This is a genomic window from Microbacterium algeriense, from assembly GCF_008868005.1.
Taxonomy (GTDB): domain Bacteria; phylum Actinomycetota; class Actinomycetes; order Actinomycetales; family Microbacteriaceae; genus Microbacterium; species Microbacterium algeriense.
This window is the reverse complement of the sequence record NZ_WAAO01000001.1, coordinates 825,589-840,378: the sequence shown is the minus strand read 5'-3', so window position 1 is coordinate 840,378 and position 14,790 is coordinate 825,589. Positions and strand designations below refer to the sequence as shown.

The 14,790-nt window shown below is 70.0% G+C and carries 12 protein-coding genes; 1 reads left to right on the top strand and 11 read right to left on the bottom strand.

Annotated elements, in window-relative coordinates; translation table 11 throughout:
• Positions 1 to 26 precede the first annotated feature (26 nt).
• The 5 genes from F6A08_RS04020 to F6A08_RS04000 all read right to left on the bottom strand — a co-directional run bounded on the left by F6A08_RS04020 (position 27) and on the right by F6A08_RS04000 (position 6,218).
• A complete protein-coding gene (locus F6A08_RS04020) occupies positions 27 to 950 on the bottom strand; it encodes an aldose 1-epimerase family protein (RefSeq protein ID WP_151458686.1) in 924 nt (307 codons plus the stop codon).
• Complete coding sequence (gene araA, locus F6A08_RS04015) at positions 947 to 2,461, bottom strand: L-arabinose isomerase (RefSeq protein ID WP_151458685.1); 1,515 nt, start codon at positions 2,459 to 2,461, stop codon at positions 947 to 949. Before araA ends, F6A08_RS04020 begins: the two co-directional genes overlap by 4 nt.
• 213 nt (positions 2,462 to 2,674) lie before the next feature.
• Positions 2,675 to 4,279 carry a xylulokinase gene (locus F6A08_RS04010; protein WP_151458684.1) on the bottom strand — a complete coding sequence of 535 codons (1,605 nt, stop codon included), beginning with the start codon at positions 4,277 to 4,279 and terminating at the stop codon, positions 2,675 to 2,677.
• The gene (locus F6A08_RS04005) at positions 4,276 to 4,995 is read right to left on the bottom strand and encodes an L-ribulose-5-phosphate 4-epimerase (protein WP_017201746.1); all 720 of its coding nucleotides are present in this window, start codon (positions 4,993 to 4,995) and stop codon (positions 4,276 to 4,278) included. Before F6A08_RS04005 ends, F6A08_RS04010 begins: the two co-directional genes overlap by 4 nt.
• A gap of 206 nt (positions 4,996 to 5,201) precedes the next feature.
• Positions 5,202 to 6,218: a LacI family DNA-binding transcriptional regulator gene (locus tag F6A08_RS04000; protein WP_124896393.1), complete on the bottom strand. Its 1,017-nt coding sequence runs from the start codon at positions 6,216 to 6,218 to the stop codon at positions 5,202 to 5,204.
• A 57-nt stretch (positions 6,219 to 6,275) separates the two neighbouring features.
• On the opposite strand from F6A08_RS04000, the gene F6A08_RS03995 reads away from it, so the two are divergent.
• Positions 6,276 to 7,115 (top strand): NAD-dependent epimerase/dehydratase family protein, encoded by an 840-nt coding sequence (locus F6A08_RS03995; protein WP_151458683.1) that lies wholly within the window; start codon positions 6,276 to 6,278, stop codon positions 7,113 to 7,115.
• Positions 7,116 to 7,219: 104 nt separating this feature from the next.
• Here the strand turns inward: F6A08_RS03995 and F6A08_RS03990 are convergent, their stop codons facing one another.
• From F6A08_RS03990 to F6A08_RS03965, 6 genes are all read right to left on the bottom strand, one after another.
• The gene (locus F6A08_RS03990) at positions 7,220 to 8,257 is read right to left on the bottom strand and encodes an ABC transporter permease (protein ID WP_151458682.1); all 1,038 of its coding nucleotides are present in this window, start codon (positions 8,255 to 8,257) and stop codon (positions 7,220 to 7,222) included.
• Complete coding sequence (locus tag F6A08_RS03985) at positions 8,254 to 9,321, bottom strand: ABC transporter permease (RefSeq protein ID WP_017201749.1); 1,068 nt, start codon at positions 9,319 to 9,321, stop codon at positions 8,254 to 8,256. The genes F6A08_RS03990 and F6A08_RS03985 overlap by 4 nt, the downstream gene beginning before the upstream one ends.
• Positions 9,318 to 10,925: a sugar ABC transporter ATP-binding protein gene (locus tag F6A08_RS03980; protein WP_151458681.1), complete on the bottom strand. Its 1,608-nt coding sequence runs from the start codon at positions 10,923 to 10,925 to the stop codon at positions 9,318 to 9,320. Before F6A08_RS03980 ends, F6A08_RS03985 begins: the two co-directional genes overlap by 4 nt.
• A 91-nt stretch (positions 10,926 to 11,016) precedes the next feature.
• On the bottom strand, positions 11,017 to 12,012 hold the full coding sequence (locus F6A08_RS03975; protein ID WP_017201751.1) for a substrate-binding domain-containing protein: 996 nt from the start codon (positions 12,010 to 12,012) through the stop codon (positions 11,017 to 11,019).
• A 179-nt stretch (positions 12,013 to 12,191) separates the two neighbouring features.
• Complete coding sequence (locus F6A08_RS03970) at positions 12,192 to 13,739, bottom strand: sugar ABC transporter ATP-binding protein (RefSeq protein ID WP_151458680.1); 1,548 nt, start codon at positions 13,737 to 13,739, stop codon at positions 12,192 to 12,194.
• Positions 13,736 to 14,755, bottom strand: a complete 1,020-nt coding sequence (locus F6A08_RS03965) for a LacI family DNA-binding transcriptional regulator (RefSeq protein ID WP_017201753.1) — start codon at positions 14,753 to 14,755, stop codon at positions 13,736 to 13,738. The genes F6A08_RS03970 and F6A08_RS03965 overlap by 4 nt, the downstream gene beginning before the upstream one ends.
• Positions 14,756 to 14,790 lie beyond the last annotated feature (35 nt).

Below are 14,790 nucleotides of genomic sequence, written 5' to 3'. Positions count from 1 at the left end.
GATGGAATATCGCGACCGGAACAGGTCTAGATGGCCGCGATCACCCAGGAGGCGGCGGAAGACGAAGCGGGAGGGAGGACGATGAGGTCGGTACCGGAGTTGAAGGCATCCGGCGGACAGGTCATCGGCTCGACAGCGAGTCCGATCCGATGCGTCGACGGGACGGAGGGCGTGTCCGCCGTATGCACCTGCACCCACGGGCATCGCTCGTCCCAGGTCATCGCGACGCCGGAGCTGTCCGGAGCCGTCACGCGCACCTCGGCCACCCCCTCGGTCCGTGCGAGGCCCGTGAACGCATGGTCGATGAACACGTCGCCGATCTCCCGCTCCGTGCGGAAGTCCCAGTGCGGATGCCGCTCCACGGGCTCGCGCTCCACCGGGCTGAGACGGTCGGGCGTGACGGTCAGGACCTCGGATGCCGGGAGCAGCATCGTCCACGCGTCGAGGGGCGACGGCCCGGCGACGAGGTACGGGTGCGGGCCGGTGCCCCACGGCGCCGCATCCGCTCCGACGTTGCGCGCCGTCACGGTCTGCTGCAGGCCGTTCTCGTCGACGCGATACTCGGTCTCGACCTCGACGCGGAAGGGGTATCCCGTCTGCGGCTCGATCACCGCCGCCAGCACGACGCGGTCGTCCTCGACGAGGCGATCCGCGTACTCGGCCCAGGCGAGGAGTCCGTGCAGGGCCTGCCCGCGTTCGGGTTCGGTGAGCGGCAGCCGATGCCGCAGTCCGCCGAACTCGTACTCCCCGTCGACGATCCGGTTGGGCCAGGGAGCGAGCGTCGTCCCGCGGTAGCCAGGGCGCACCTCGTCGGCGTCGAAGGGCACGACGAGGTCTCGTCCTCGGAAGGTCAGGCTCCGCAGCGACGCACCGACGCTCGCGATCACGGCCTCATATCCGTGTGCCGCGATCCGCAGCTGCCGCCCCGACCGCGGCCGGTCGGAGGTCACAGCCCCTGCGCCAGTCGGTAGTACGCCTGGTTCCACCGCACCTGCTTCTGGAACTCGGGGAGCGTCGTGGTGTCATCGATCACCAGGAGCTCGACTTCGGCCATCTCGGCGAAGTCGCGGAAGGCCTCGAGCCCGACGGCTGTCGACATCACCGTGTGATGCGCCGCACCCGCGGTGAGCCAGGCGGCGGCGGAGGTCGTGAAGTCGGGCTGCGGCTTCCACACGGCACGACCGACCGGGAGATTCGGCAACGCGGCGCGCGGCTCGACGTTCTCCACGACGTTGGCGGTGAGCCGGAACCGGTCGCGCATGTCGCTGAGGGCGACCACGACCGCGGGGCCGGGGTCGGCCGTGAAGACCAGCCGCACCGGGTCGTCCTTGCCTCCGATGCCGAGCGGGTGGATCTCGAGCGTCGGCGTGGCCGTCGTCAGCGAGGGCGACACTTCGAGCATGTGCGCGCCGAGGATGAGCTCGTCGCCGGGCGTCATGTCGTAGGTGTAGTCCTCCATGAGGCTCGCCCCACCGGGCAGCCCCGCGCCCATGACGTTCGCGACGCGCACGAGGATCGCCGTCTTCCAGTCGCCCTCGGCGCCGAAGCCGTACCCCTCCGCCATCAGGCGCTGCACCGCGAGACCGGGCAGCTGCTTCAACGCACCCAGGTCTTCGAACGAGGTCGTGAACGCCCCGAAGCCGCCCTCCTCCAGGAAGGACCGCAGCCCGAGTTCGATCGCCGCTCCGTCGCGCAGCGACTGATGACGGTCGCCGCCGCGCCGCAGCTCCGGCACGACCTCGTACAGCTCCTCGTACTCGGCGATCAGCGCATCGACGTCCGCCTCGGATGCCGCGGCCACGGCTTCGGCCAGCTCGTTCACGCCCCAGGTGTTGACCTGCACCCCGAAGCGCAGCTCGGCCTCGGTCTTGTCCCCCTCGGTCACCGCCACGAAGCGCATGTTGTCGCCGAAGCGGGCGAGCTTGAGGTCGCGGGCGGCCGCGAGCCCGGCAGCCGCACGCTGCCAGGTGCCGAGCTCCCGCTGCAGCCGCGGGTCGGACGCGTGCCCGACGATGGTCTTGCGGGGCACTCCGAGGCGCGTCTGGATGTAGCCGAACTCCCGGTCGCCGTGCGCCGCCTGGTTGAGGTTCATGAAGTCGAAGTCGATGTCGGCCCACGGCAGCTCCACGTTCGCCTGCGTGTGCAGGTGCGCGAGCGGCTTCTGCAGCGCGTCGAGCCCTGCGATCCACATCTTCGCCGGGCTGAAGGTGTGCATCCACGCGACGAGGCCGATGACGCGGTCGTCGGCGTTCGCCTCCTGTGCCGTGCGCTTGATGGCTGCGGCATCCGTCAGCACCGGTTTCCAGACGACGGTGACCGGCACCTCGGACGATGCGTCGAGCAGGCGGGCGATCTCCTGCGACTGGGTCGCGACCTGGGCGAGCGTCTCGGGTCCGTAGAGGTGCTGGCTCCCGGTGAGGAACCAGACCTCGTAGCCGTCGAGGGAGGTGGTGAGTGTCATGAGCTGCCTTTCGAATGAGGTCGGGTCGCTGAGCCCCCACGATGGGTCGCTGAACCCCCGCAAGGGGTCGCCGGTCCCCCACCGTGGGTCGCTGAGCCCCCACGATGAGTCGCTGAGCCCCCACGATGGGTCGCTGAGCCCCCACAAGGGGCCGCCGCTCCCCCACGATGGGTCGCTGAGCCCCCACGATGGGTCGCTGAGCTTGTCGAAGCGTCAGAGCGCATCGATCGCCGCCGCCTCGACGGCCAGGCCCGCGCGATACCGGTCCAGGTAGGCGGCGAAGCCGGCGATGTCGTCCGGGTCGGGTTCCGCGATGGACAGGTCGGCCGTGGCGAACACCTCCCGATCGAGATACTCCGCCAGCGAGGATCCGTCGGCGTGCGCGAGGTAGGAGGCGAGCACGGCGATGCCCCAGGCTCCGCCTTCGGCCGCGAGCTCGCCGACCGCGACAGGCGCGTCGAGGGCGCCGGCCAGGAACCGCTGCGCCACTCCGGCGGTGCGGAACAGACCGCCGTGCGCGAACATCCGGTCGAGGCGCACGCCCTCGCCGGCGAGCACCTGCATGCCGATCGCGAGCGTGCCGAAGACGCCGTAGATCTGGGCGCGCATGACGTTCGCGAGGGTGAAGGCGCTGTCCGGGGTGCGCACGAACAGCGGGCGCCCCTCGATCAGACCGGCGATCGGCTCGCCGGCGAGGTGGTTGTAGGCGATCAGGCCGCCGGCATCCGCCTCGCCCGCCAGGGCCTCGCGGAGCAGCGCGTCGAAGGCGGCATCGTCGCTCACCGGAGTCCCGGAGGCGGATGCGAAGCGGGTGAACAGCCCGACCCAGGCGGCGAGCTCGCTGGCGCCGTTGTTGCAGTGCACCATGGCGACGGCATCCCCCGCCGGGGTGGTGACGAGGTCGAGCTCATGATGCACCGCCGCGAGCGGTCGCTCCAGCACGACCATGGCGAAGATGCTGGTGCCCGCGCTGACGTTGCCGGTGCGCGGGGCGACGGAGTTCGTCGCGACCATGCCGGTGCCGGCGTCGCCTTCCGGCGGGCACAGCGGGATGCCGGGGCGCAGCGCACCGCTCGGGTCGAGCAGGGCGGCACCGGAGACGGTGAGGACCCCGGCGGGCGTGCCGGCGGACAGGACGGTGGGCAGCAGTCGATCGACCGGGGCCGGGAGCCGCCCGGCGGCGAGGGTGTCGTAGGCGCGCAGCATCCGCTCGTCGTACCCGCCGGTGGTCGCGTCGATCGGGAACATGCCCGAGGCGTCTCCGACCCCCAGCACGCGCTCGCCGGTCAGCGCGTGGTGCACGAAGCCCGCGAGCGTGTTGATGCTCGCGATGCGAGGCACATGCGCCTCCTCGTCGAGCACGGCCTGATGCAGGTGGGCGATCGACCAGCGCAGCGGGATGTTCACGCCGAACAGCTCCCCCAGCTCGGCGGACGCCCTGCCGGTGCTCGTGTTGCGCCAGGTGCGGAACGGCACGAGCAGCTCGCCCGCTTCGTCGAAGGCGAGGTACCCGTGCATCATGGCCGAGATGCCGATGGCGCCGAATGTGTCAGGGCGGACGCCGTGCCGCTGGTCCGCGTCGTCGATCAGCGCCGCGTAGGCCGAGCGGATCCCCGTCCACACGTCGTCGAGCGCGTAGGTCCAGCGGCCGTCTTCGAGCCGGTTCTCCCAGGAGAAGGAGCCCGTGGCGAGCACTTCTGTGGCGTCGCCGCCGATCAGGCACGCCTTGATCCGGGTGGAGCCGAGCTCGATGCCGAGGCTCGTGCGGCCGGCGCGGATGTCGTCGGCCGGTGTCCCCGACGGTCGCTGCAGGGTCATCGGCGGCTGTCCTCGCTCTGGCCGTACACGTTCTGGTAGCGGTCGTACAGACTGTCGATCGCGGACTGCGGGATCGGCACGAGGGGGCCGGCCTCGCGCGCGAGGTGGACCGTCCGGGCGACGTCCTCCACCATGACGGCGGCCTTCACGGCATCCTTCGCATCGGCGCCGATCGTGAACGGTCCGTGGTTGCGCATCAGCACGGCACGGGAGCGGTGACCGTCGAGCGTCTCGACGATGCCACGCCCGATGGAGTCGTCGCCGATGATCGCGAAGGGGCCGACCGGGATCGGACCGCCGAATTCGTCGGCCATGGCGGTGATCACGCAGGGGATCTCCTCACCGCGCGCCGCCCACGCGACGGCGTAGGTCGAGTGCGTGTGCACGACGCCGCCGACGGTGGGCATGTGCCGGTAGACGTAGGCGTGCGCCGCGGTGTCGCTCGACGGGGAGCGGTCGCTGCCGGGCGTGCCGGGGATCACGGTTCCGTCCAGGTCGCACAGGATCATGTTCTCCGGCGTCAGCTCGTCGTAGCTCACGCCGGACGGCTTGATCACGAAGAGGTCGGCGCCGGGGACGCGGCCCGACACGTTGCCGCCGGTCCAGACGACAAGGCCGTACCGGACCAGCTCGCCGTGCAGACGGGCGACATCGGCGCGGACGTCGGCGATCGCGCGTTCGACGGCGGGTTCGAAGGTGGGGGCGTCGTTGCTCACAGCTGCCTCGAGGTCTCGGATCCCGGCCACTGTGACCGGTCACGGAAGTCTCCCACGCCCTCGCCTCCCGCGCAACCACCCCGCCGTTCGACCTCGAGTGCACGGCTTCGCGTCGAGTGCACGGGTTCGCCGCGTTGCCAAGCCGTGCACTCGGCAGCAAGCCGTGCACTCGGCGCCGAAGGGAGGGAGGGGGGAGGGGGAGGGGGTCAGGAGGGGGGAGGCGGGGCGATGGAGGCGCGGGGGACCAGGACCGGGGCCACCGGGGGGAGGGTGGATGCCGCGGCATCCGATCCGCCGATCGCGGCGGCGACGGCCCGCCGCGCCAGTTCGTCGAAGTCCTGGCGGACGGTCGTGAGCGCGGGCCAGTAGAACGCCGCATCCGGGGTGTCATCGAACCCGACCACGCTCACGTCGCCCGGCACCGCGAGCCCCGCCGCGTGCAGCGCGCTCAGCAACCCGAGCGCCATCTGGTCGTTCGCCGCGAACACCGCGGTGACACCCGCGTCGCGCACGGCATCGACGGCCGCGTAACCGGATCCCGCCGACCAGTCCCCCGCGATCACCGGCCCCGGCGTCAGACCGCGGGCCGCGAGCTCCGCGGCGAAACCGTCGGCACGGGACTCCGCCTCCAGCCAGTCCGCTGGGCCGGCGAGATGCGCGATGCGCGTGTGCCCCGCGTCGGCGAGCGCACCGACCGCCAGCCGCGCGCCGGCGACCTGGTCCACCGACAGCCCCGCGGCACCGAGCCCCGCGGAATGCAGCGTCACCACGGGCACCTCGATGCGCAGCCCGCCCAGCGCCTCAAGAGTCTGCGCGTGCGGCGCGACCACCACGATCCCCTCGACCCCCTGCACGACGAGATGATCGACCGCCGCCACCACCGCGACGGCATCCGCGGCGTCGGCGAATGCGGCGCTCACCCAGTACCCGGCCTCACGCGCCGAGGCCTCGAGCGCCGCGAGACTGCGCGACGGACCGTACTGCAGCGCGTCCGACGCCAGCACGCCGAGGGTCCGCGAGCGTCGGGTGCCGAGAGCGCGCGCGGCGTTGTTCATCCGGTAGCCGAGCTCCGCCATCGCGGCGCGCACGCGGTCGCCGGTCTCCGCGGCGACATCCGGATGATCGTTCAGCACGCGCGACACGGTCTGTCGCGAGACGCCGGCGCGCGCGGCGACGTCGCGCACACCGATGGGTCGGGGCCGGCCGCTGCTGGTGTCGCTCACGCGGACGAGTGTACGACGACCGGAGCCGCCCGGCCGCCGGCGTGGCACTCTGGTGACATGCGCATCGCTCTCACGGGATCATCCGGCAAGCTCGGCCGCGTCGTCGCACGGGAACTCCGCGCGAACGGCTACGACGTCATCGGCATGGACATCACGGGCACCCGCGGCCCCGACTTCGTGCAGGTCGATCTGACCGACTACGGCCAGGTCGTCGACGCCTTCACGGCGGTGGGCGATCGGCACGACGGCATCGACGCGGTGGTGCATCTCGGCGCGATCCCGGCCCCCGGCATCCGCTCCGACGTCGCGACCTTCCACAACAACATGCCCGCCACGTTCAACGTCTTCTGGGCGGCGGTCCGGCTCGGCATCCGCCGCATCGTGTACGCGTCGAGCGAGACGGTCCTCGGCCTGCCGTTCGACGTCCCTCCGCCCTACGTGCCCGTCGACGAGGACTACCCGGCCCGCCCGGAATCCGTGTACTCGCTCGTGAAGACGCTCGAGGAGCAGCTGGCGACCGAGCTGGTGCGCTGGCATCCCGACCTCTCCATCACGGCTCTGCGGTTCTCGAACGTGATGGATCCGGAGGACTACGCGGAGTTCCCGTCGTTCGACGCCGACGCGACGCTGCGGAAGTGGAACCTCTGGGGCTACATCGACGCCCGCGACGGCGCCCAGGCGGTGCAGCGCGCCCTGGAGGTCGCCCCCGCCGGATTCGACCGGTTCATCATCGCGGCCGCCGACACCGTGATGTCGCGGCCGAACGACGAGCTGCTCGCCGAGGTGTTCCCCGACGTGCCGATCAAGGCCGGTTTCGCTCCGAACGAGACCCTGCTCTCGATCGCCAAGGCCCGCCGCCTCCTCGGATACGCCCCCCGCCACTCCTGGCGGGACTGACCCCGCTCCCGTCGCGATATGACAGCCAAAACCGGCCGATATGGCTGTTATATCGCGACGGGAGCTGGGGTGGCTGGGGTGACTGGGGGGGGGTGGGGTGGGGGCTACTCACGGCGACGGGTGACGGCGCGCTGCAGCAGCACGAACACGAGCAGGATGCCGCCGGTGATGATGGTCGTCATCTCCGGCGGGATGCCGCCGTCGCGCGTGATGAGCACGTTCATCAGGCCGAGCACGAGCGCCCCGACCACGGAGCCCAGCACATATCCGTAGCCGCCGGTCAGCAGCGTCCCCCCGATCACGGCCGCGGCGATGGCGTCGAGCTCCCACCCGATGCCGGTGATGTTCTGCGCTGTGCCGAGCCGCGCGGTGTAGAGCACCGCGGCGAGACCGGCGAGCGCGCCGCTGATCACATACACGAGCACCTTCGTCCCGTGCACCGGCAGCCCCATCAGCAGCGCCGAACTCTCGGATCCGCCGATCGCGTACACGGTGCGCCCCATGCGCGTGCGATGCAGCACGAAGAACGCCGCGATCACGACGAGCACCGCGACGAGCACAGCCGGAGTGATCACGAGGTCGTTCACCTTCGGACCGTCGATGATCTTCAGCTGGGCTCCGATCCAGCGGATCGGGGAGTCCTCGCCGAGACGCTCCGGCGTGGTGCTGAGCAGCGATGCCAGACCGCGTCCGAGGAACATCATCGCCAGCGTCGCGATGAACGGCTGCACATTGAAGTACCTGATGAGCACGCCGGACACGATGCCGAAGAGCACGCCGATCCCGATCATCGCGATGATCACCGCGAACACGTTCCATCCGGCGTTCGACAGCATCACCCCGGCCACCGATGAGACGGCGATGATCGATCCGACGGACAGGTCGATGCCTCCGGTGAGGATCACGAACGTCAGGGCGACGGCGAGCACGATGAGGTGCGCGTTGTTGATGAGCAGGTTCGACAGCGTGTTGAACTGCAGGATGCGGCCGTATGCCACCTCCCCGAAGATCACCATGCCGACGAAGATGACGATCGATGCGATGGTCGGCAGCACCGACGGGTTCGCCGTGATCATGCGGCGCGCGCGGTCGGGGATGGTCCCGACCGGACGCGCGTCGGGGCTGACGGACACAGCACTCATGCCGACACCTCTTCCTTCTGCAGCAGCCGTTCGGCGGGCCGCGGCCTGCGTCGACGGCGGAACCAGCCGCGCACCCGCTCCGACTGCAGCAGGCACAGCACGACGATGACGATGGCTTTGAAGGCCGGGGTCGCCGACGACGAGACGCCGAGATACAGGACGGTCTTGTCGAGCGTGGCGATGAGCAGCGCGCCCACGAAGGCTCCGCTGAGTGAGAACTTGCCGCCCGCGAGCGAGGCGCCGCCGATGACGACCGCGAGGATCGCATCGAGCTCCAGCTGGTAGCCGGTGCGGGAGATGTCGACGGTCATGACGCTGCCGACCGACATGACGCCGGCGATCCCCGCGAGGATCCCGCTCATGATGTAGGCCGTGAGCAGCAGTCCCTTGGGTTTGATGCCCGCCATGCGGCTCGCTCGGGGGTTGATGCCGATCGCTTCGATCATGAGACCCAGGGCGCTGCGCCGGACGACCAGTCCCACCGCGATCACGATGAGCACCGCGAGGAGGAACACGACGGGGATGCCGATCAGGAAGCCGTTGGCGATCCAGCGGAACGAGTCGTTCGAGGCGGTGGTGTTCTGCCCGCCGGTGATGACCTTCGCGATGCCGCGTCCGGCGAGCATCAGCACGAGCGTGGCGATGAAGGGCTGCAGCCCCACGTACGCGACGAGCACGCCGTTGACCGCACCGAGGACGCCCGTGATCACCAGCGCGAGCCCGACGGCGGCGAGCGCCGCGCCGAAGGAGTCGCCTGCCGCGCTGAGGAACTCCATCGAGACGGCCCCCGCGACGGCCATGAGCGACCCCACGGAGAGGTCGATGCCGCCGGTCGCGATGACGAGCGACATCCCGATCGCGATCATCATCACCGGCGCCGCCTGGCGCAGGATGTCGACGAGGTTGCCGACGAGGTTGCCGTTGTTCGGGTTGATCGACAGGGCGAGATAGGTCGGGTCCTTGATGACGTTCAGCGCGAGGAGCGCGATGATCGCGACGATGCCCCAGAAGAAGGGTTTGCGGATGAGTTCCCGCCAGATGGTGGTGCCGGCTGCCGCGGTCATCGCGCTGCCTCCTTGTGGGTCGTGGGGGCGATGCTATCGGGCACGGCGCCCTCCGTGTCGTCGAGGGTGTCGGCGGCGGCATCCACCCCGTGGGCGGCGATGACATCGACGATGACCTGAGCGGTGACCTCGGGGCCGTTCTGGATCTCGCCGATCTTGCGGTGGTCCTTCAGCACGACGATGCGCTCGGACAGGCGCACGACCTCTTCGAGCTCGGAGGAGATGAACACCACGGCGACGCCGTCTTCGGCGAGTTCGGCCACGGCCTCCTGGATCTCCGCCTTCGCGCCGACGTCGATCCCGCGCGTCGGCTCGTCGAGGATCAGCAGCTCGGGCTGTGTGGCGAGCCAGCGGCCGAGGAGCACCTTCTGCTGGTTGCCGCCCGACAGGTTCTTGATCATGCGATCGGGATCGGCCGGACGCACGTTCAGCTGCTCGATGTAGCGGGAGACGATCGCGTCCTGCTCTCTGCGGCTCAGCGGCCGAGCCCAGCCGCGCTCCGCCTGGACGGCGAGGACGATGTTCTCGCGGACGGTCAGATCGCCGATGATGCCCTCATCCCGCCGGTTCTCGGTCGAGAAGGCGATCCGCCGCGGGAGCGCGTCTGCCGGGGAACGGAGATCGACGGGACTCCCGTGCAGTTCGATCGTGCCGGCGTCAGCCTTGTCGGCCGCATACAGCAGCCGGGCGAGTTCGGTGCGTCCGGACCCGAGGAGGCCGGCGAACCCGACGACCTCACCGCGGCGGATCTCGAGATCGGTGGCCTCGACGGCGCCCCGCCTGGCGATGCCGACCGCCGACAGCAGCGGCTTCTCGTCGGGGTCCCTCGGCTCTCGACGACGGTTGCCCCCGAGCGACTTCAGCGTGTCGAGGTCCTTGCCGATCATCGCCGAGATGAGTGCGTGGCGGTCGAGCTCACGCGTGAGGTGCTCGCCCTCGTATCGTCCGTTGCGCAGGACCGTGATGCGGTCGCTGATCGCGTAGACCTGATCGAGGAAGTGCGAGACGAAGAGGACGGCGACGCCCTGGTCTCGCACCGACCGGATGACCGCGAAGAGCCCCTCGACCTCTGCGGCGTCGAGGCTCGAGGTCGGCTCGTCGAGGATCAGCACCTTGGCCCTGATGGCCATGGCCCGGCTGATGGCGACCAGCTGCTGCAGCGCGATCGACAGCGTGGAGAGTGGCTTGCGCGTGTCGAGGTGGCCCAGGCCGAGGCGCTCGAGGGCTTCGGTCGCGGCCCGGTGGGTGGCTGTCCAGTTGATGCCGAACGCCCCCCGCCGCTCGTGGCCGAGCATCACGTTCTCGCCGATCGACAGATTGGGGGCGAGGTTGACCTCCTGGTACACCGTCGAGACGCCCGCCTCCTGCGCGTCGTCGGCCCCGCCGAAGCGGCGTTCGCTCCCCGACACGACGATGGAGCCGGAGTCGATCCGGTAGACGCCGGTCAGCGCCTTGATCAGCGTCGATTTCCCCGCGCCGTTCTCCCCCATGAGCGCGTGCACCTCTCCGGGGAAGAGGCGGAAGTCGACGCCGTCGAGGGCCTTCACGCCGGGGAACTCGATCGAGATCCCGCGCATCTCGACGATGGGCACTTCTTCGTTCATCGCTGTCTCTCCGTTCGGGGTCCGGGTGGCGCCTCGTGCGGCGCCACCCGGACCCGACGCCCGATCGCTCTGCGTCGGCGTCGGTGCTCGATCAGTACTTGCGGTCCGCGAGCACGGCCTGGGCGGCTTCGGCCGAGTCGAACGCCTCGCTGGGCACGACGATGTACGACTCGACGTCTTCGCCGGCGAGCGCCTTCTCGACGACCTCGAGCGCGGTGTCGCCGAACAGCGGGTTGTACTCGTGCACGTAGCTGAGCTGGCCATCGGCGAGAGCCTGCATGGCGTTCTTCGTGCCGTCGATCGTGGCGATCTTCACGTCCTCGCCGACCACGAGGCCCGCCTCCTCCGCCGCCTGCGCTGCGCCGAGGCCCATCTCGTCATTCTGCGCGAAGACGAGCTGGATGTCGTTGCCTGCCGACTTGAGCATGGTCTCGAAGACGCTCTTGCCCTCTTCTGCCGACCAGTTCGCGGTCTGCGCGTCGAGCTTGGTGAGCGAGGAGTCGCCGAGCCCTTCGTCGAATCCGGTGTTCCGCTCGTTGACGACGCCCACGCCCGCGGGGCCTTCCAGCACGACGTAGTTGCCGCCGTCGGGGAACGTCGCCGCGGCCCACGCGCCGACCTCCTTGGCGACCTCGACGTTGTCGGGGGCGATGCGGGTGACGTAGAGGCTGTCGTCATCGGGCTCGATGCCCCGGTCGAGCAGGATCACGGGGATCTCCGCCTCCTGCGCGCGCTTGAGGGAGTCCTCCCACCCGGAGGCCTCGGTGGCGGAGAGCAGGATGACATCGACCCCCTCGTCGACGAACGACGTGAATGCGTCGATCTGGGACTTCTGGTCGAGGTTGGTGGCGGGGGCGTACTTGAGGTCGTAGCCGGCCTCTTCGGTGAAGGTGTCCTGGATGTTCTGCTCGTTGGCTTCGCGCCAGGCGCCTTCGGGGCCGACGGCGACGAAGCCGACGGTGGTGAGCTCGTCGGAGCTCCCGCCTCCGTCGCCGGAGTCTCCGGTCGAGCAGGCGGCGAGGCCGATGGTGAGTGCGCCGACGGCGGCCAGGCCGAACGCGACGCGGGTGCGCTTCTTCGCGGACATGTGTCTCTCCTCTTTGAGATGCCGGTGGTCACTCCGGCGGGGGCGGACCGTCGAGGTCCTGACGTGATGGCAGGACACTTCTTCGCGTGTCCTGCGGCGATGTTACCGGGAACAATTTCTGGAACACAAGAGAATCAGTGAAAATCAGTCGATTCAGTCGCGAATGAGTTTGTTACCGATCACAGATCGGCGCTATGACTCAGCTCGGCGGCGATCATCTCGACGACGGTGTCGACCGTCACACCCGGTCCGTTGCTGAGCTCGCCGATCTTCTCGCGGTCCTTCAGCACGACGATGCGGTCGCTCAGACGTACGACCTCCTCGAGCTCCGAGGAGATGAACACCACTGCGACGCCGTCCCCCGCCAGCTGGCTGATCCGCCGCTGCACGTCGAGCTTGGCGCCGATGTCGATGCCGCTGGTCGGCTCATCGAGGATCAGGACGTGGGGCCGGACGGCCAGCGCGCGGGCCAGCATGACCTTCTGCTGGGTCCCCCCGGACAGCAGCGCGACAGGGCGATCGAGGTCGGCCGGATCCAGATGCAGCGCCTCGACGTAGGTCTCCACGAGCGCTGAGGATTCCGCGCGCGACAGCGGCCGCGACCACCCGCGCAGGGCCTGCAGCGACAGGAGGATGTTCTGCCTCGCCGTGAGCTCGCCGATGACACCCTGCGTGCCGCGGTTCTCCGCCGACAGCGCGATCCGATGCCGCAGGGCGACCGAAGGACTGCGCAGCTGCACCTGCTCGCCGTCGACCCACAGCGTCCCGCTGTCCGCGCGGACGACGCCGCTCAGCAGCGAGGCGGCCTCGGAGCGACCGGACCCTCGCAGACCGGCGAACCCGACGATCTCGCCGCGCTGGATCTCGAGGTCCATCAGCTCCAGCTCACCGCGCCGACCCACATCCGACGCCTGCAGCGCGGGCTGCCCTGCGGACGAGTAGTGATGCGCCTTGCGCTCCGAGCCCAGCGCCCTGAGGCTGTCGATGTCCTTGCCGAGCATCTTCGAGATCAAGTCGGCGCGGTCCAGATCGCGCGTGGCGTATTCGCCCACCAGGTGCCCGCCGCGCAGCACGGTCATGCGGTCGCTGATCGCGAACGCCTGCTCCAGGAAGTGCGAGACGAACAGGATCGCGACGCCCCGCTGCCGAAGACCCCGGATCACACGCATCAGCGTCGCGACCTCCGCGACATCCAGGCTCGAGGTGGGCTCGTCGAGCACCAGCACACCCGGCTCGTCGACGACCGCACGGGCGAGCGCGACGAGCTGCTTCTGGGCGGGCGTGAGCTGCGACAACGGCGTCTTCGGATCGAGGTCGTCGAGCCCCAGCCTCGCGAGGGCCTCGGCGGCGTCCGCCCTGGTGCGCCGCCAGTCGATGCCGAGGCGACCCCGACGCTCGCGACCGAGCATGACGTTCTCGGCGACGCTCAGGTTCGGACTCAGCTGCGCCTCCTGGAACACCGTCGCGATACCCGCTGCTCGGCTGTCGGCGACGCCCGAGAACCGACGCGGTGCGCCGTCGACGAAGACGGTCCCCGCCTGCGGCGCATGTGTGCCCGTGATCACGCCGACGAGGGTCGATTTTCCCGCCGCGTTCTCCCCCATGACCGCGTGCACCTCTCCGGCGAACAGGCGGAAGTCGACGTCGTCGAGCGCGCGCGTACCCGGGTACTCCACCGTGATGCCTTCGAGACGCACGACCGGCTCGAGGCCACGGTCGGGCGTCATCGCACCTCCCGCGGCGCGGCCGAGGAGGCGCGCGGGACGAGTTCGGTCGGGATGCGGGTCAGCGCGGGGATGTCCCGGCCCTCGATCGCGGCCCGCAGCATCTCGACGACGGAGACCCCGAGCGCCCCGAAATCCTGGCGGACCGTCGTGAGCGGCGGGAGGAAGTGACGGGCGAGCGGAACGTCATCGAAGCCGACGACGCTGAGATCGGTCGGCACGTCGAAACCCCGGTCGTGCAACCCGTGGATGAGGCCGATCGCCATGTCGTCGTTGGCGGCGAAGACGGCCGTGTACTCCGGGAGTCGGGTGAGGCCCTTCGCGAAGTCGTAGGCGAAGTCGGCCGACCAGTCGCCGACAACGATCGGCCGTTCGCGGATGCCCCACGACTTGGCCCGCGAATGGAAGGCGCGCTCCCTCGCCCTGGCATCCAGCCAGTCCAACGGGCCGGACAGATGCAGGATGTCCCGGTGACCGAGGGCGACGAGATGGTCGACGACCAGGGTCGTGCCCGCATGCTGGTCGATCGACACGGTGAGGAAGGTCGGGTCGGCATCCGCCTTGACGACGAGCATCGGCACGGTGATCGCGATCCGGCGCAGCGCCGCCACCGACGACGATCGCGGGGCGATCACGCACAGCGCGTCGACGCCCTGGGTGACGAGGTTGTCGACCGCCTCCTGTGGGGACAGCGCGTCGCCCTCGTGGAGCGCGATCGGAGTGACCGAGTAGCCCGCCGCCCGCGCCGACAGTTCGACGGCGCGGAGGATGCTGGTCGGACCGTGCGCGACCGCGCTCTCGACGATCACGCCGATGCGACGCGTGCGTTGGGTGGCGAGCGCGCGGGCGGCCATGTTCGGCCGGTAGTCGAGCTCTTCGATCGCCTCGAGCACGCGTCGCCGGGTGTCGGGCTTGATGTTCGGGTGGTCGTTGAGCACCCGAGAGACCGTCATGTGCGAGACGCCGGCGATCGTCGCGACCTGGCGGATGTTGGGCTTGTCGGAACCGACGTTGGCCATGCGCACCTCCGTCGGCCGACCCTCCCAGGATGTTA